Below are 16672 nucleotides of genomic sequence, written 5' to 3' on the forward strand. Positions count from 1 at the left end.
CCTTGTTCCCTCATCCAAAAAGGGACGGCGATATGACCAAAAAACCGCCATCCTGTCAACGGACAATTTGGACTATTTTTTTGGGGTTCGCAACCCGGAAAGAGTTTGACACGCCGGGCGGCGGGTTTTAGCTTGCGGAAAAGACTGTTAAGATTTTATGGCTGACGAAACCGGCACACCTGAAGGTGCTCCGCCCAAACCGGCGGAAGCCAAGGTTCAACCCAAAAAAGAGACGGTGCGCATTGCGCTGCCGCCCAAACCGACGGCCTCCCCCACCATCAAACTGCCCACCTTGCCCGCTTCGGGCGCGCCTGCCGCCGCTCCGCCGCCGGCGGCTCCGGCGGGAGCTGCGCCACCGCCGGCCAGTGCCGCTCCCGCGCCCGCTGCGGCGGCCGCGCCTGCGGCGCGTCCTGCGACGGCGGCTCCCGGCGCCAAGCTGTCTTCCACCGCGGCTCCTGCTGCCAAGCCAGCCGCTCCCGCTACTGCCGCCAAACCGGGTACCACCGCGGCTCCAGCCAAGGCAGCGGCCCCTAAACCACCCGCCACGGTGGGGGTTTTCGACAAGGTCCTGGCCATTGTGGCTTTTGTAATTTCAGGAGCGGCTTTAGGGACGTTGTTGTTCCTGATGAACCTCCTGGAGAAAACCCAGGGAATGCTGGATGAGATTCCCAAATAAACCGGCGCGGCGCCTCCATTTAATTACCAGGCTGTGCCGGAGCATTGCCGGGAAAAACCAATCTTGAACGAGGAATTGCCATGGCAGGAGCCAATCTTATTACATTGACCAGCGAGAATTTTGAACGCGAGGTAATGCAGTCGTCGGTGCCCGTGCTGGTGGATTTTTGGGCGGAATGGTGCGGGCCGTGCATGCGGCTGGCGCCGGTTCTGGAGGAGCTGGCGACTGAATATGCCGGGCGTCTGAAAATTGGGAAGGTGGACGTTGACCGGCACGGCGAGCTGGCGGCCCCCTACAAAGTCATGAGCATTCCCAACCTGGTGTTTTTCAAGGGGGGCAAGCCGGTGCAACAGGTGGTGGGATACAAGTCCAAAGCGGAATTGAAACCCATCATTGACGGCATTGTGTCCTGAGTTTCAGGGCACCGGTCCATGCCCCTTGCCACTCCCGGCCGGTTGCAGCAGCAGGCGGAAGTTTATCGCCAACTGGGCAATTTAATTCAGGCGGGGGTGCCCATATTGCAGGGGATTCGCCTGTTGCGCCAAAGTCCGCCGGCAGCTTGGGCTTCCCGGCTGGCCGGGCAATGTCTGGCGGCCTTGGAGGAGGGTACCACCCTGACCGAGGCTTTCCATCGGGTGCATCCCCCACTGCCTGAGTTTGATTTGGCGCTGATTGAGGCCGGGGAGCAGGGGGGACGGCTGGTGGAGGTGTTGCGGCTGCTGGCCAGTCATTACGAGTTGCAAGCGCAAATTGCGCGGCAAACTTTGTCGGATTTATTATACCCCGTTTTTCTGCTGCATTTTGCGGTGTTCATCTTTCCGTTGCCGAATTTGGTTGTTACCGGCAACGTCGCGGGGTTCCTTCTGCAGACCGGCGGGCTGTTGGTGCCTTTGTATCTGTTGTTGGGGCTTTTATGGTATGCCTTCCGCCCCACCCATTCAGAAACCTGGCGGGCGCGCATGGAGCGCTGGATGGAATGGGTGCCGGTGCTGGGCAAGGCGCGCCGCAAACTGGTGCTGGCCCGGCTGACGGCCGCGTTACAGGCCTTAATCAACGCTGGCGTGCCCATTTTCCGGGCGTGGGAGCTGGCTGCCGCGGCCAGCGGTTCGCCCGCCATACGCCGGGCGGTGGGCCAGTGGCCGCCCCTGCTGGCGGCGGGGCAGACCCCGGCGGAGCTGGTCAAGGCGAGCGGCTGTTTTCCCACCATGTTTGCCAATCTCTATGCCAGCGGGGAGGTCAGCGGACGCCTGGATGAAGAGCTGCGGCATCTGCAGTTTTTGTACTCTGAGGAGGGACAACACGAAATGCGTTTGTTTTGGTCCTGGGTTCCCAAAATCACTTATTTGATTATCGCGTTGGCCATTGCGTACAAAATCATTACCTCTTACCTGGGTTATTTTTCCGGGGTTTTCAAAGAGATGTAGGGGCGTCGGCCGGGAGACCGCCATGGCGCGTCTGGCAGTTATCAGGGAGGCAAGGCTCACCTCAGGCAGGTCCAGCCGCGCTCCAGCCCAAGTTGGCCGATGACCTTGATTTGACAGGGAGGGAGGCCCTTCATTAAGGTTAGCTGGTCATGATATCCCACAGGCGCACGAGGTATTGGTGCTGGGTGCTGGCTGGCTGCGGGTGGCTGGCGCTGGCAGGGGCATTGGCGGCTGCCCGCGCGGAGCGGGTGCAATTTCTGGACAAGGAGTTCGTTTGTTACTGGGTGGACTGGCGGACGGACCAACTGGGGTTGTACTGGAAGGACAGGAACGACAAACCGCTGGCCACGTTTTCCCGCCTGCGCGAGCATGTGCGGCCGGCAGAATTAAAATTCGCCATCAACGCCGGTATCTTTTCCCGCGATTTGACTCCCTTGGGTCTGCACGTGGAAGGCGGGCGGCAGTTGCGGCCGCTGAATCTCAAGTCACTGGAAGGCGGCCAGTTTAATTTTTACCTGAAACCCAACGGCGTGTTTTATCTGCACGCCACCGGGCCGCGCGTGGTGGCAACGGAGGTTTTCCGAGAATTGACCCCGCAAGTTCATCTGGCCTGCCAGTCCGGGCCATTATTGCTGAACAATGGGGTGTTTCATCCGGAGTTTCGACCGGCGTCAACCAATTTTTTTCTGCGCAGCGGGGTGGGGGTGAGCCGGAAAGGGGAGATTGTTTTTGCCCTGTCTTTGCACCGGCTGCGGTTTTATGACTTTGCGCGGTTGTTCAAGGAGAAGTTGGAATGTGACGAGGCCTTGTACCTGGATGGTGAGATTTGCGCGGTTTATTTGCCGGAACTGGGCTTCAAAGAGGATGCCCGGAGTCAGTTTGCCGCGATGTTCGCGGTGACCGTGCCTGCGGAAAGGCGGGCGGAATGACGCCCCGGCAGGGAAAGGGAGTGAATACCCACCTGCCGCGGGGGCATCCAACACTATGACATGCGTGTATTACTCGTCTGGGTTGCCTGCCTGACAGCGATTTGGGCCTCGGCTCAGCCGGCCCCGCCGCCGCGGCCGGCTTGGGAGTGGGGGAGCTTCACGCCCCATTTGCCAGTCCTTTTTCTTCAGGCCACCAACCCGCTGTCGCGCGAAACGCCGGTGCCGGCCACGTTGCGGCTGGTCTATCCCCCGGGCAGCCGGCAGACCCTGACCAACACGCTGGCGTTGCAACTGCGGTATCATGGCGCCACTTCGCTGGGATTTCCCAAAAAATCTTTCCGGCTCAGCTTGTCCAATGCTGTTCCCTTGCTGGGCATGAGCAAAAGAACGGGATGGATTTTGAATGCGGCCTACATAGACCGCTCCCTCATGCGGCACAAATTGTCTTATGATTTATTTCGTTCATTTTCCGAGCCGGGAGCGCCACGCCATGCCGCCGACAGCCGGTTTGTGGAGGTCTATTGGAATCAGCGGTATCATGGCGTGTATCTGTTGATGGAGCGGGTGGACCGGCAACTGCTGGGGCTGCGGCCGTTTCACTCCAACGATTTCAGTCATTCTGTCATGTATAAAGCGGAGGATCATGCGGCCAATTTTGGACAGGCCGGGAGGGCCGGTTTTGAGCAACGGGAGCCGGACCCCGAGCGCAAGGCATACTGGCGTCCGCTGGAGCTCTTCACGCGCTTTACCAGCAGCAGCAGTGCGGAGGAGTTTTGGCATGCGGAGAAGGGCATTGAGCACCGGCTGGATTTGGGCAATGCCATGGATTTCCATATTCTGGTGCAGGTCACGGCCAACAGTGACGGAATCACCAAGAATTTCATCCTGGCGCGGGATGGTCAGGAAAGCGGCCCGCAAACCAACAAGTTCTTTTTTGTGCCGTGGGACTACGATGGAACGTTTGGCCGCAATTGGAACGCCACGCCCTATCCGCACAACGTCTGGCTGAGCAATCCCTTGTTTGACCGTTTGATGCAAAATGCGGATTACCGGCGGCGCTTTGCGGCCCGCTGGCGGCAGTTGCGGCAGAAGCCGTTGGCGGAAGCGGCCTTGGTGCGCATGATAGAAGACAACGTCCGGACGCTGGGCGAAGCGGCGCAGCGGAATGTGCAGCGCTGGCCCACGGACCGCGGCGGGTACCCGGACCGGCTAACCTTTGAGCAGGATGTGGAGCAGATGAAGGTGTGGGTGGCGCGGCGGTTGCAGTGGCTGGATCAGGAGATTGCCCGGCGCGAGCGGCCGTAGGGCCGGTCTAGTAGCGTTCGGAGAAGAGCGAGGACCAGAATTCGCGCAGATGGGCGCAGGGGCCGCGGCGGCGCACTTCTTCGAGGGTGATTTCGCGGGATTGCTCCATGTCTTTGGCCAGGGCCTGCTCCAGTTCCGCGGCAAATTGATAATCGTAAATCATCACGTTGGCCTCGGCGTTCTTCTTGAACGAGCGCGCATTGAGGTTGATGCTGCCGATGGTGGCCCAAACGCTGTCCACCACCATGGCTTTGCTGTGCAGCATGGTGGGCTGGTATTCGTAGATTTTAACGCCGCCTTTGATGAGATCGGACTGGTAGAAACGGGAGGCGTTGCGGAGCATGGTAAAGTCGGTATTGGCGCCGGGGGTGATGATGCGTACGTCCACCCCGCGGCGGGCGGCCGCTTTGAGGGCGGAGCGGATTTGGGCATCGGGCACGAAATAGGCATTGGCGATCCAGATGCGGCGGCGGGCGGCTTGCAGGGCCATGTACACCATGAGCTTGCTCAAGGAGGCCTGGTCATGGCGGGTGCTGCTGATGGCCTGAGCCAGTTGTTCCCCCGCCGGTAATAGGGGAGGGAAATGGCGGTCTCCGTGCAGGACCTCACCGGTGGTGTGCAGCCAGTCTTCCAGAAAGATGCTTTGCATTTGCGCCACCACTGGGCCTTCCACGCGGACGGTTAATTCCCGCCATTCTTGGGGATTGCGGGCGTTGCCGAGCCAGCGGTCATCGAAGCAAAAGCCCCCGCAGTAGCCAATGCGCCCGTCCACAATCACCAGTTTGCGATGGGTGCGGTCTTCAATGTGGTAAAGGGCGTAGAGGCGGATGGGCTTGTAATGGCGGTAGCGCACGCCGGCGGTTTTCAGACGGGATTCCAGGAGGGGGGCGCGGGCGCCCCAGGCGTCCACCAGCACCCGCACTTCCACGCCGGCCTGGGCGCGTTCGCACAAAATGTCCACCAGCTCCTGGGAGAGGCGGCCGTCATCGAAGATGTACGTTTCGATGTTGATGCTCTGGCGGGCGGCCCGCAAGGCCGCAAACATATTGGCCCAAAGGGCATCCCCATTTTCCAGCAGGGTGGCCTGATTGCCGCCCTTGATGCCGGTGCGCAACGCCTGCAGGGAGCGGAGAAACTGGGGGTCTTCCGCGCCGTAGTCCGGCTGGTAGGAATAGCGGGTGCGCTTGGAGGTGGGGCTTAGGCAGCCGGCGCCCACTCCCAACAGCAGGAAAAGCAAGGCAGCGGCAGTGACCCAGCGCAAGCGCATGGCAGAAAACGGCGGCGGACAGGTGGTTTCCCGTGCCGCCGCCGTGCAGATTCAGACCTTAATCCAGCCGCTTGACGCGAATGTTTTTGAAACGCACCACGCTTTTGGGGTCATGAGCCTGGAGGGCAAAGGTGCCTTCATCCAGTTTGCGCGTGAAATCATTGCCCGGTTTTTTGTCGGGCGGCTCGGTGTAGTCCACCACCACCTTGTCATTGATTTTCACAATGACGCGGTTGCCCTGGACAAGGATGGTTTGGGTCCACCATTCCTTGTCTTTGGCGGCGGTTTCGCGCACATTCACCACATCGTACAGACTGCCGGTGCGCTTCCAGTCGCTGTGGCTGTTGTTGACCTGGCATTCAAAGCCGTACTTGGGCCAGCCGGTGGGTTGGTAGCGGGTGTGGAAATAAATGCCGCCATTGGCGCCCGGCTCGGTCATGACGTCCACGCGCAACTCAAAATTTTTGAAGGGTTTGGGGTCGCCCACATAGAACAGATGGCAACGGTCTCCGCGGGTGACCAGCGCGCCGTCCTCAATTTTCCAGGTGTTGGTGTTTTCGGTGGCCATCCGCCAGCCGTTGAAGGTTTTGCCGTCAAACAACGCCACAAAACCCGGTTCCACTCCTGCGGCGGAGGCGAGCACCGCCGAGGCCAACAAACTCAGCAAGCAGTTTTTCATGGCGGGCAAGGGTGCCTCAAACCGGCTGCACCTGCAAGCCAGAAGAAAACCCCCGTGCTGCATTTGCCGTTGAGCGTGCCGTTGGGAATGTGGCATGTTACCGGCGCGATGAACGAAGCCATTGAACGTCATCGGGCCAGAGTGGCCCAGTTTCCCGACCATGAGCTGCCGCGCTTCAGCCTGGGCAAGGCGCTTTTTGACGCGGGTGAGTATGCCGAGGCGAAGGAGCACTTTCAGGTGGCGTTGAAGCTCAAACCCGACTGGATGGCGGTGCAAATTTTGCTGGCGCGCTGCGAGTTGATGCTGGGCAATCGCGAGGCGGCCCGCCAGGCATTGGAGCGGGCGCGGGTGCTGGCGGAACAGCAAAATCATGCGGGGCCCAAGGCGGAGGTGGAGCAATTACTGGAGGATTTGGAGCGGCAGGATTGAAAAAGCGGGAATCCCATGGCGCCACGTTATTTATTATACCTGGGAAAATGCAGCCTGGTGGCCATGCTCCTGCAGTGGTGGCCGCTGGCCGCGGCACCAGCGCCCAACCTGGTGATGATTGTTTCCGATGACCACGCGTGGACGGATTACGGCTTCATGGGCCATCCGTATTTGCGCACGCCACATTTGGACCGTTTGGCGCGGGAAAGCCTGGTGTTTACGCGCGCCTATGTGCCTGCCAGTTTATGTTGTCCCAGTCTGGCCTCCCTGATTACAGGACGCTATCCGCATCAGCACAAGATTACCAGCAATGACCCGCCGCTGCCGCCGGGCATGACGCCGGCGCAGTTTTATAAAACCCCGGCATTTCAGGAGGGACGCGAAGTCATGAACCGGCACCTGGAAAGCGTGCCCACACTGCCCCGGCTGTTGAAGGAGCGGGGGTACTGGTGTTTGCAAACTGGCAAGTGGTGGCAGGGGGATTACACGCGGGGAGGATTCACCCACGGCATGACCCGGGGCGGGCGGCATGGCGATGAAGGATTGGACATTGGGCGCAAGACGATGCAACCCATCTATGATTTCATAGCCCGGGCCCGGGCCGAACAGCGGCCCTTCATGGTGTGGTACGCCCCGATGATGCCGCACGATCCGCATACACCCCCGGAGCGATTGTTGGAGCATTACCGGCCGCTGACGCCCTCCCTGCATGTGGCGCGTTACTGGGCCATGGTGGAATGGTTTGATGAGACGGTGGGGGAGTTGTTGCAATACTTGGACGCGCAACGGCTGGCGACCAATACCCTCGTGGTTTATCTGGCCGACAATGGCTGGATTCAGAGCGAGGATAATCCACGCTATGCGCCCAAATCCAAACAATCCCCCTATGACGGCGGGTTGCGCACGCCGCTGATGTTACGATGGCCGGGGAGAATAAGGCCGGCGTTGCGCCCCACACCGGTGTCGTCGGTGGATGTTTTGCCCACGCTGGTCAAGCTCATGCAATTGCCGCGGATGACGGACTTACCGGGTGTTGATTTGTTGGACGAGCGGGCGGTGAGACGCAGACCGGCCATTTTTGGGGAGTGCCACACGCACAACGCGGTGGACTTGCACCAGCCCGCCTCGAGCCTGCGCTGGCGCTGGGTGGTGGCGGGGGATTGGAAATTAATAGTTCCCCATCCGGCCAATGAACCGGAGGGGTCGCTGGAACTTTACCATCTGGGGCGAGATTCTCGGGAACAGCAAAATCTCGCCTCCCGTGAGCCGCGGCGGGTGGCTCGTTTGCAGGCCATGTTGGATGCGTGGTGGCGGCCTTGAGCAGGAATGCCTCTCAGGCTGGCTCGTCCTTTTCCAGGGTGGCGTGGAGGCTGTAGCTATGGAGCTGGTGAACGTAATGTTCGGCTTTCTCCAAGGTGTCGCGCACGAGCACACTTTTGCCCTGCGTATGCACTTGGAGCATGTGGTGTTCGGCCTTCTGGCGGGGCCAGCCGAAAACCCGCATGAAGACATGCGTCACATAACTCATCAGGTTGACCGGGTCATTCCAGCACACCACCAGGTAACCCGGTTCCAGCGCGTCTTTAGACTGGCTTTCCGTCGTTTCTCCCACATCCGGGAGAGTCAAAGGTTCCATCGTTTCGGGCATAAGCAATCCACCCCTAATAATTACCTTGTTTGCAGGCTGGTTACAAGCGGGGGGCTGCTGACAGCGTTAACGGGGGCGGTGAACTCCAGAATCTTCAAGCCGGTCTGTCCCGGTAAAACCAGCCGTCCGGAGTATCGTTCAATGGCGGTATGAGAGGTGGAGCCGGGGCGAGGCCGAAGTCGCCACCGGAGGGTTAGGGGAGCAAGGCTGCGGGGTCCGAAAACAGACTGCAGGCGTTAAGGGGATTGGTATTCGCAATTTTGAGAGCGGCGAGCGATTTGCTTTGCATTCAAGCATGATAAAGCCTGCCATTTTTTTAGAGCGCGACGGAATACTCAACCGGCCGCGGGTGGAAGGGGGCAAAGCGGTCCCGCCCACGGCGTTGAAGGAGTTTGAGATTTGCGTGGAAGTGCTGCCCTTGTTGCGTCGTTTGAAGGAGCAGGGGTTTCTGTTGATTGCCACCACCAACCAGCCGGGGATAAGCCGGGGTTATTTGTCCCGCTTTGAACTGGACCGGATGCATGCCTTGGTGCGGCAGATATTTCCCTTGGATGATTTGTTTTTCTGTCCGCACGATGAAATGGATCATTGCCCCTGCCGCAAGCCACGTCCGGGACTGCTGATTGAAGCGGCTTATAAGTGGCACATAGACCTGCCGCATTCCTTTGTCATCAGCGACAAGTGGCAGGATGCCGAGGCGGCCCGGTGGGCGGGTTGTACGTCGGTCATGATTCGGAGCGCCTCCAATGGCGCGGGCCATCATGATTGTGTGGTGCCGGACTTCCGGGCGGCGGTGGAGAAAGTCCTTTATTTGCACAGCATGAATTATTCGATTGAGGACTAAAGGAGGGCCGGGGGGCAGGGAGGCAAGGGCAGGGTTGCAGGTTGGGCTGTCTGATGCTAATAACATGGCCAATGAACCTTGCAACCCAATGGGCCACGGCCGCCGGGCGTGAACCACAGAAGGCAGCGTTATTTTGGGGGGATGCCACTTTTACCCACGCCCAACTGTACCATCAATCCCGCTGGCTGGCGGCAGAACTGGAGCGGTTGGGGGTGCGGCCGGGGGACCGGGTGGGGTTGTGGCTTAAAAATTGTCCGGAATTTGTGCCGGCCTTGTTCGGGATTTTCATGGCCAACGCGGCGGCCGTTCCCATCAACAATTTTCTCAAGCCCGAGGAGGTGGCTTTCATCCTGGAGGATGCCGGCATCCGGCATCTGATTACGGATGCTTCGCTGGCGGAGCCGTCCCAAAAACTGGTGGAGAAACACCCCGGTTTGGTGGTTTGGATGGTGGAAAAAATGCCGGCCATGCCGGGGGATTTGTCGGATATCCCTCCTTCAGGTTGTGTCCGGGAGGAGAAGGATTTGGCGGTCTTGATTTACACCTCGGGCACGACGGGGCGGCCCAAGGGAGCCATGCTGACCCATGGCAATTTGCTGCATAACATTCGGAGCTGCCAGCAGATGTTGGAGAGCACGCTGGGAGACCGTTTTGTGCTGTTGCTGCCCATGTTTCACAGCTTCATGCTGACGGTGTGCGTGTTGCTGCCCTTGTGCACGGGGGCCTCGATTGTGCTCATCAAATCCATTCATCCCGCGAAAAACATCATCCTCGAGATATTGCGGCATCAGGGCACCATTTTGCCGGCGGTGCCGTCGTTTTTCCGGCTGTTTGCGCAGGCGGAGCTGCCGCCGCAACTGCCGTTGCGGCTGTGCATCAGCGGCGGGGCGGCGCTGCCGGTGGAAATTTTGCGTGAATTCAACCGCAAATTTCCGTTGCCGTTGCTCGAAGGTTATGGCCTGAGCGAGACCAGTCCGGTGGCAAGCCTGAATCCCATCCGCGGGCCGTGGAAGGAAGGCAGCATTGGCGTGCCGATTCCGGACGTGGAATTGAGTGTGCAGGATGATCAGGGTCGCTTTCTGCCACCGCGGGAGATTGGCGAGATTTGCATCCGCGGGGGCAACGTCATGGCGGGCTACTGGAACCAGCCGGAGGCCACCGCGGCGGTCATGCGGGACGGCTGGCTGTTGACAGGCGATGTGGGTTACCGCGATGAAGACGGCTATTTTTACATCACGGACCGCAAGAAGGACATGTTGATTGTCAACGGCATCAATGTGTATCCCCGCGAGATTGAGGAATTGATTTATCAATACCCCGGCATCCGCGAGGCGGCGGTCATCGGCGTGCCGGATGCCCGCCGTGGTGAGCAACCTGTAGCGTTTGTGTCCTTGAATGAAGGAGCGGCATTTGACGAGTATGCCCTCTTGCGTTTTTTGCGCGAGCGCATGGCACATTACAAGGTGCCCAGGAAAGTGACGGTGCTGCCGGCCTTGCCGCGCAACGCCACCGGTAAAATCCTCAAGACCGAGCTGCGCAAGATGGCCTGATTTAACCGAGATGGCACGTGGATTGGGCGGACGGGAAGGGGTTTTGCGGAGGGAAGGCCCGCAGGAAAAAGTCCGGCTTGTTTTGACAGGCGACCTGCCTTGCGTACGCTCTCCCTCTAAAATCATGGGTGAGCCGTCGCAGTGGGCTTGCCCCGGTTTGATAGACACCCGGGGGCGGGTGGTGTCGGGCGGGCCGGCGCGGGTGGGCACCTGGTGGCGCAAGAGGGTGCCGGGCTGGATGTCGCCGAGTTTATCATTGCTCCGGAGGGGAGCCACTCGGTTTGGAGATACTTATCCGCCGGCGCCACGCGCCTTTTACCGGTTGCGCGTGTCTTGAGCGAGGCGAACGGCCGCCGCTGGGGACTGTGCGCCGTGGGGGGGATAACTCTTGGTCATCCCCCAAGCATGGGATATAGTTGGGTCCGTGGAAACCAGAGCGTTTGATTTGGTGGTGATTGGAGCGGGACCGGGCGGCTATGTGGCGGCCATCCGCGCCGCCCAGCTTGGCCTGCAAACGGCGTGTGTGGACAAAGAGGCGGTTCTGGGCGGCACCTGCCTGCGCATTGGCTGCATCCCCAGCAAAGTCTTGCTGGAATCCAGCGCCCGCTATCAGGAAGCCCTCACCGGCCTGGCCCAGCATGGAGTGCGGGTGAATGGAGTGAGCCTCGATTTGCCTGCCGTGCTCCAGCGGAAAGACCAGGTGGTGCGCGCCTTGACCAAAGGCATTGAGGGGTTGTTTCGGAAAAATAAAATCACGCACTTTCAAGGCACGGCTTCCTTTTTGTCGCCCCACGAAATTGAAGTCCGCGGCCAGGACAATGTGCGTCTGCAGGCGAAACATTTTATCATCGCCACGGGCAGTGTTTCCGCGCCATTGCCCGGGGTGGAATTGGACGGCGAGCGCATTGTGACCAGCACGGAAGCGCTCTCCTTTGCGGAAGTGCCGCGGCGACTGGTGGTCATTGGCGCCGGTTTCATTGGTCTGGAGCTCAGTTGTGTCTGGCAGCGGTTCGGCGCCCAAGTCACTGTCTTGGAATATCTCAACCGCATTCTGCCGGGGACGGATGAGGAAATAGCCCAGGAGGCGCAAAAAATATTCACGCGGCAGGGACTGAAATTTCATCTCAACACGCGGGTGACCTCCGCACGGAGGGTGGGCGGCCATTGCGTGGTGGAGCGTGAGGGTGCTGAGCCATTGGAATGTGATTATGTGTTGCTTGCGGTGGGCCGGGTGCCGCATACGGCTGGTTTGGGATTGGAGCGGCTGGGAATTGCGCTGGAACGAGGACGCATTCCCGTCAATGAGCGTTTTGCCACCGCCGTGCCGGGCGTGTACGCCATTGGCGATGTCATTCATGGCCCCATGCTGGCGCACAAGGCCGAGGAGGAGGGCATCGCTTGTGTGGAGGGCATAGTCCGGGGACATGGGCATGTGGATTACGACTTGATTCCCGGAGTGGTGTACACCCATCCGGAAATTGCCGCCGTGGGTAAAACGGAGGCACAATTAAAAGAACGGGGCATTCCTTATCGCAAAGGGATTTTTCCACTATTGGCCAGCGGCCGCGCCCGCACGCTCGGCGAAACGGAGGGCAAAATCAAAGTGCTGGCACATGCCGAAACTGATCGCTTGCTGGGCGTCCACCTGATTGCGCCCCATGCCGGGGAAATGATTGGGGAAGCGGCGGCGGCCATGGCGTTTGGGGCCAGCGCGGAAGATTTGGCGCGGGTATGCCATGCCCACCCCACCTTGTCCGAGGCGCTCAAAGAGGCGGCCCTGGCCGTGGACGGCCGCGCCATTCATATTTGATATCAGCCGGTGCCCGCGTTATATAAGGGCGCATGAACTCCTCGCCCTGGACCAGAGGCTGCTGGTGCTTTTTGTGGGTTATTTGGGCTTCAGCCTTTTTTGCCTGTGCGCAAACCGGCTCCAATTTGGTGATCAACGGTTCTTTTGAACTGGATGCGAATGGAGACGGGGTGCCGGATGACTGGCAGCCGGCCGGTGACCGTGAAACACGCCAGGAATTGGGCCGGGAACCCCTGCCTGAAGGAGGGTATTGCGGCCGCCTCATCTGCACGTTCATGGGCAAAGATTCTCCGAGCGCGCATGCCATGATTTGCCAGGTGGGCCGGGTCGCCATGCAGCGGGGCCAATGGTATCGCCTCAGCTTCCGTGCCCGAGCCGAGGGAATCCTCAAGGGCGTATCGGTGGCCTTGAACAATACGCGGGTCTGGAAAGGTGTGGGGCTGGATTTCGGTTTTTACGCCACGGCCCAGTGGCAGCGGTATGAGTTCGTGTTTGAGGCCACCGACAACCTGCCTGCCGAGAGCAGCCGCCTGCAATTTTGGTTCAAATCCACGGGCACACTCTGGCTGGATGACGTGGAGCTGGTGGCCATTCCGGGAGGCCGCCAATGGCATCCCCAGTGGAGCGCTGAGGGGGTGGTGAATCTGGTTCCCAATGGCGCGTTCGAGTGCGGCGCCGCCCATTGGGGCAGTTACAACAATGAGCCGGGCGGATGGGGCAATCAATTATATCAGTTGGTGGGGACTTGGCAGCCGGTGGGGGGAGCGGATGGCGGAGGGTGTTTGCAAATTAAGTGGGACCCGGAAACCGCCCCCGTCTTCTACTTTGACTATTTCCAGGCCGTGCGCCGTCCGGTCCGCCGGATGCTCGCCGCCAATTTGGGATGGTTGAAGGTAACCCCTGGTGAGCCTATGCAGTTCTCCGTGGAGATGCGCTCCGAGCCGGCGGGCATCCCCGCCACATTGACAATCGTGCAGGCGGAAGGACCCACGCGACAGCAAACGGTGCGCCTGACGCCACAATGGCAGCGTTATGCCCTGAATTTTCAGCCTGACCGGCCGTTTGTGTTTGTGGCGGCTGGGCCGGATTTCCTATCATCCACCGGCCCTGCGGGCACAGTCTGGGTGGACCGCGTGGCGCTGCAACGCCAAAGCGATTCAGGTTCTTTCCAGCCGCGAACGCCGCTGGAGACTTCTCTGGAGACACCGGTGGTCGGCAACATTTTCACCAATCCAGCCGCCGGGCTGACGCTTATTCTGCGCGGGGCGGCTCATGGGCAAAATCCCAGGCGGGTGGGGGGACGCTTGTTAATCACCGATTTTTTTGACCGGGTGGTGTATGAGCAAAATCTGGAAATCCAGTTCACGCAACAGGTGTCACCCCAGATACATCGCGGGACGGTGACCTTGAAGGGGCTATTGCCCAACCGGCTGGGTTTCTATCGGGTGACGTGGGCTGCGGCGGGTGGGACGAATACCCTCCGTTGTGCGCTTGTTGAACCGGTGACGCCGCAGGCGGAGGGCGCCATTGGCATGAATCATGCCTACCCGTGGGATTTTTTGGTGCATTTGGCGCATCTGGCGGGCATCCGGTGGTGGCGGGACTGGTCGGCCAAGTGGCATGAAGTGGAAAAAGCGCCGGGTCAGTGGAATTTTGCAGCGGCCGATGAACAAATCGAACGGGTGTTGCGCCTGGGCGGCGAGCCGCTGGTGCTGCTGCCCTTTCCATCCTCCTGGTGGTCCTCCCGCTGGGCGGCGTCCACCAACAACCTTCCCCACGCGCAGGACTATGAAAGCCAGCGCCGTTTTGTAGCTCAGGCTCCGCAGCGATGGGAGGACTTTGGCACTTACGCCGCAGCGGTGGCGCGGCATTACGGGGGGCGGGTCCGGGCTTACCACATTCTGAATGAACCCATTTATACGAGTTACGCCCTGCCGCGCGCCGATGGTCATTCCATGGCGGATTATTTGCAGGCGGTGGAGACGGCTCACCGTGCCATCCGGGCGGTGGATAAAAAGGTGAAGATTGTGGGGGGGATTGGCACCGGCCCCGACGCCGGTTTGACTTTGGAATTTGTCGAGAAGGGCGGATTGCGGCATGTGGATATTCTGGATTTGCATCAATATGACCCCCCGGCGCCCGCGGAAAATCTGGAAGCATCCTATGTCACCTTGGAAAATTTGATGGCCCGCCACGGCGGTCCCAAGCCGGTGTGGATTACGGAATACGGATGTTATGCGGACGATGACCCCGCCTGCATTCCCCCGCGCACCGGCGATGCGGCCATGACGCGCTCGCGCTGGCCGAGCGAGCAGGCGGCAGCCGAGCACCTGGTGAAATTCACCGCCATCACCTTTGCCCACGGCGCGCGCAAAATCTTTTTGCATGCGGGCAGTTCCGCGCAAATCAACGGCCCCAATGAAGGCGGCATCTTTTTTGAATATGGCGGCCAACCCCGCAAGATGTATGCTGCTGCCGCCGTCTTGAATCGGTTGTTGGGCACACCGGAGGATTATCTGGGAGCCGTCACTCAGGGGACGGGGCGTCTTTATCTTTTTCGCAAAGGCAGGCAAAGCGTGGGCATTGCCTGGAGCGCCAAACCCATCGCCCTGGACCTGTCCAGGGGAATTCGGGTCTGGGACATCATGGGCAACCCGGTGAGGGAGGGACAATTCACGCTTGCGGATTCGCCGGTTTATTTTAGCGAGTCCAGTCCCGACGCCCGCGGATTGCGCCGCCTCTTTGAAGCGCGGACGGCCCGGCCGTGAAGTTGTCAGCCCGGCGCGGCGGTTTTGTGCGCCGCCTGATATCGCGCTGACCATTGGGCGCGTGAGATTTTGCCCCGTTCATTGGGCGAAAGCTCCTCCGTCAACCACCAGTGTTTGGGCCATTGCCAAGGAGGCAATTGATTTTGGGTGTATTGCCGCACGGCGCCCAGCACTTGCGGCGCGCTCAAGACCACGGCGGCAACGATGGCTTCCCCGCGGTGCCCGGCGTGGTCCGGCACGCCAAAAACCACACATTCCCGCACTTCCGGATGGTTGCGCAGCACTTGCTCAATGGCATCTGGCGCCACTTTGCGCCCAGCCACGTTGATTTGGTCGCTGGCTCGTCCCCGTAAAAAGAGCAGGCCCTCCCGCATTTCTCCAAGGTCGCGCGTGCGAAAAACGCCGCCGGCCAAGGTCGGGTCTGGTTCCGGCCAATATCCCATTCCGACATTGGGGCCTTGTACTTCCACGCAGCCTTCCGGATTGAGGCTCACCTGGACTCCCGGCATGACCCTGCCGGCGAGCTGGGCGTGCTGGCGCGGTTCGCTGGTGGGGTCATACGCGATGCCGCCGCATTCGGTGGAGCCATAGAAATTGTGCACTTTCAACCCGTGCCGCTCAAAGATTTGTTGTTCCAACGCCAGCGGCAGGGGCGCGCCGGCGCTGATGGCCACTCGAATGTTGGGAGGAATAACCGTGGCCTCCAACCAGGTGCGCCAAAGAGCAGGCACGGAAGGCAAAACCAAATCCGGCCACAGGGAGCTGGCGGCGCGGAGTTGTTCTGGCAGACCGCCTCCGGCCAGAATTAACGGCATGCCCTGCAGCACCAGTAAGAGCACCAGACTGGAGAAACCGTAGGAATGGGCCAGGGAAATCGCGGCCAGATTGGCCCATGCGGGGCACAGATGCATGCCTTGCATGATGTGGCTGGCATCGGCACAAAGTTGCTCGGCGGAAAACGCCACCAGCCGCGGCGCTCCCGTGGTGGCACTGGTGACTTTGAGGTGGGCGCATTGCGCGGGTAAGGGGCCGGCAAACGCCAGTCCGAGGTCCCGGTCCAGGGGGCAGGTGACCAGGCCATGACGCCATCCGCGCAACAGTTCCAGGATAAAATCCGCCCCGTTGCCTCTGGGATGGCAAATGCCATGGTCGGCCGCGGGCGGGGGTGTTTCTGAGTCACGGGCCAGTTGGGCAAAGGTCCAGCGCCGCCCACCGGGCACATCCCAGAGAGCCAGCGAGTCGGCGTGGTGCGAGGCTGTGTGCCGCCAAAGCTCGTACAGTTGCCGGGTTGCAGACACCGGCGTTTTAGTTAACGCAGGAAAAGAGGGGCGGCAAGCCGCAAG

15 protein-coding genes are annotated in these 16672 nt (G+C 60.4%); 11 read left to right on the plus strand and 4 right to left on the minus strand.

Annotated elements, in window-relative coordinates:
• The first annotated feature begins 157 nt into the window (after positions 1-157).
• From NXS98_RS01590 to NXS98_RS01610, 5 genes are all read left to right on the plus strand, one after another.
• The gene (locus NXS98_RS01590) at positions 158-676 is read left to right on the plus strand and encodes a hypothetical protein (RefSeq protein WP_283846710.1); all 519 of its coding nucleotides are present in this window, start codon (positions 158-160) and stop codon (positions 674-676) included.
• Between the two features lie 80 nt (positions 677-756).
• Entirely contained in the window at positions 757-1089 is a 333-nt protein-coding gene (gene trxA / locus NXS98_RS01595; RefSeq protein WP_283846711.1) for a thioredoxin, read from the plus strand.
• Positions 1090-1107: 18 nt separating this feature from the next.
• On the plus strand, positions 1108-2100 hold the full coding sequence (locus NXS98_RS01600; RefSeq protein WP_283846712.1) for a type II secretion system F family protein: 993 nt from the start codon (positions 1108-1110) through the stop codon (positions 2098-2100).
• A 149-nt stretch (positions 2101-2249) separates the two neighbouring features.
• Positions 2250-3029, plus strand: a complete 780-nt coding sequence (locus NXS98_RS01605) for a phosphodiester glycosidase family protein (protein WP_283846713.1) — start codon at positions 2250-2252, stop codon at positions 3027-3029.
• Positions 3030-3089: 60 nt separating this feature from the next.
• A complete protein-coding gene (locus NXS98_RS01610; RefSeq protein WP_283846714.1) occupies positions 3090-4334 on the plus strand; it encodes a CotH kinase family protein in 1245 nt (414 codons plus the stop codon).
• Positions 4335-4341: 7 nt separating this feature from the next.
• Here NXS98_RS01610 and NXS98_RS01615 read toward each other — a convergent pair whose 3' ends face one another.
• Both NXS98_RS01615 and NXS98_RS01620 read right to left on the minus strand, forming a co-directional pair.
• Positions 4342-5601: a phospholipase D-like domain-containing protein gene (locus NXS98_RS01615; protein WP_283846715.1), complete on the minus strand. Its 1260-nt coding sequence runs from the start codon at positions 5599-5601 to the stop codon at positions 4342-4344.
• A gap of 58 nt (positions 5602-5659) precedes the next feature.
• Positions 5660-6280 (minus strand): 3-keto-disaccharide hydrolase, encoded by a 621-nt coding sequence (locus tag NXS98_RS01620; protein WP_283846716.1) that lies wholly within the window; start codon positions 6278-6280, stop codon positions 5660-5662.
• A gap of 54 nt (positions 6281-6334) precedes the next feature.
• Between NXS98_RS01620 and NXS98_RS01625 the strand changes: the two genes are divergently transcribed.
• Both NXS98_RS01625 and NXS98_RS01630 read left to right on the plus strand, forming a co-directional pair.
• Complete coding sequence (locus tag NXS98_RS01625; protein ID WP_283846717.1) at positions 6335-6709, plus strand: tetratricopeptide repeat protein; 375 nt, start codon at positions 6335-6337, stop codon at positions 6707-6709.
• 15 nt (positions 6710-6724) lie between these two features.
• Positions 6725-8029 (plus strand): sulfatase family protein, encoded by a 1305-nt coding sequence (locus NXS98_RS01630; RefSeq protein ID WP_283846718.1) that lies wholly within the window; start codon positions 6725-6727, stop codon positions 8027-8029.
• Between the two features lie 13 nt (positions 8030-8042).
• On the opposite strand, the gene clpS is transcribed toward NXS98_RS01630, so the two are convergent.
• Positions 8043-8357: an ATP-dependent Clp protease adapter ClpS gene (gene clpS, locus NXS98_RS01635; RefSeq protein WP_283846719.1), complete on the minus strand. Its 315-nt coding sequence runs from the start codon at positions 8355-8357 to the stop codon at positions 8043-8045.
• Positions 8358-8652: 295 nt separating this feature from the next.
• Here clpS and NXS98_RS01640 point away from each other — a divergent pair, with 295 nt between their 5' ends.
• From NXS98_RS01640 to NXS98_RS01655, 4 genes are all read left to right on the plus strand, one after another.
• The gene (locus tag NXS98_RS01640; RefSeq protein ID WP_283846720.1) at positions 8653-9201 is read left to right on the plus strand and encodes a D-glycero-alpha-D-manno-heptose-1,7-bisphosphate 7-phosphatase; all 549 of its coding nucleotides are present in this window, start codon (positions 8653-8655) and stop codon (positions 9199-9201) included.
• A 71-nt stretch (positions 9202-9272) separates the two neighbouring features.
• On the plus strand, positions 9273-10751 hold the full coding sequence (locus tag NXS98_RS01645; protein WP_283846722.1) for a long-chain-fatty-acid--CoA ligase: 1479 nt from the start codon (positions 9273-9275) through the stop codon (positions 10749-10751).
• A gap of 424 nt (positions 10752-11175) precedes the next feature.
• Complete coding sequence (lpdA, locus tag NXS98_RS01650) at positions 11176-12561, plus strand: dihydrolipoyl dehydrogenase (protein ID WP_283846723.1); 1386 nt, start codon at positions 11176-11178, stop codon at positions 12559-12561.
• Between the two features lie 32 nt (positions 12562-12593).
• Complete coding sequence (locus tag NXS98_RS01655; protein WP_283846724.1) at positions 12594-15329, plus strand: hypothetical protein; 2736 nt, start codon at positions 12594-12596, stop codon at positions 15327-15329.
• A 5-nt stretch (positions 15330-15334) separates the two neighbouring features.
• On the opposite strand, the gene NXS98_RS01660 is transcribed toward NXS98_RS01655, so the two are convergent.
• Positions 15335-16627, minus strand: a complete 1293-nt coding sequence (locus tag NXS98_RS01660) for a class I adenylate-forming enzyme family protein (protein ID WP_283846725.1) — start codon at positions 16625-16627, stop codon at positions 15335-15337.
• Positions 16628-16672 lie beyond the last annotated feature (45 nt).

Origin of the sequence: Fontisphaera persica (genome assembly GCF_024832785.1) — a bacterium.
In the GTDB taxonomy this organism is placed as follows: domain Bacteria; phylum Verrucomicrobiota; class Verrucomicrobiia; order Limisphaerales; family Fontisphaeraceae; genus Fontisphaera; species Fontisphaera persica.

Coding starts and splice junctions, on each gene's coding strand:
- NXS98_RS01590 (WP_283846710.1), top strand. CDS start 158: ATGGCTGACGAAACCGGCACACCTGAAGGTGCTCCGCCCAAACCGGCG.
- trxA (WP_283846711.1), top strand. CDS start 757: ATGGCAGGAGCCAATCTTATTACATTGACCAGCGAGAATTTTGAACGC.
- NXS98_RS01600 (WP_283846712.1), top strand. CDS start 1,108: ATGCCCCTTGCCACTCCCGGCCGGTTGCAGCAGCAGGCGGAAGTTTAT.
- NXS98_RS01605 (WP_283846713.1), top strand. CDS start 2,250: ATGATATCCCACAGGCGCACGAGGTATTGGTGCTGGGTGCTGGCTGGC.
- NXS98_RS01610 (WP_283846714.1), top strand. CDS start 3,090: ATGCGTGTATTACTCGTCTGGGTTGCCTGCCTGACAGCGATTTGGGCC.
- NXS98_RS01615 (WP_283846715.1), bottom strand. CDS start 5,601: ATGCGCTTGCGCTGGGTCACTGCCGCTGCCTTGCTTTTCCTGCTGTTG.
- NXS98_RS01620 (WP_283846716.1), bottom strand. CDS start 6,280: ATGAAAAACTGCTTGCTGAGTTTGTTGGCCTCGGCGGTGCTCGCCTCC.
- NXS98_RS01630 (WP_283846718.1), top strand. CDS start 6,725: ATGGCGCCACGTTATTTATTATACCTGGGAAAATGCAGCCTGGTGGCC.
- clpS (WP_283846719.1), bottom strand. CDS start 8,357: ATGCCCGAAACGATGGAACCTTTGACTCTCCCGGATGTGGGAGAAACG.
- NXS98_RS01640 (WP_283846720.1), top strand. CDS start 8,653: ATGATAAAGCCTGCCATTTTTTTAGAGCGCGACGGAATACTCAACCGG.
- NXS98_RS01645 (WP_283846722.1), top strand. CDS start 9,273: ATGAACCTTGCAACCCAATGGGCCACGGCCGCCGGGCGTGAACCACAG.
- NXS98_RS01655 (WP_283846724.1), top strand. CDS start 12,594: ATGAACTCCTCGCCCTGGACCAGAGGCTGCTGGTGCTTTTTGTGGGTT.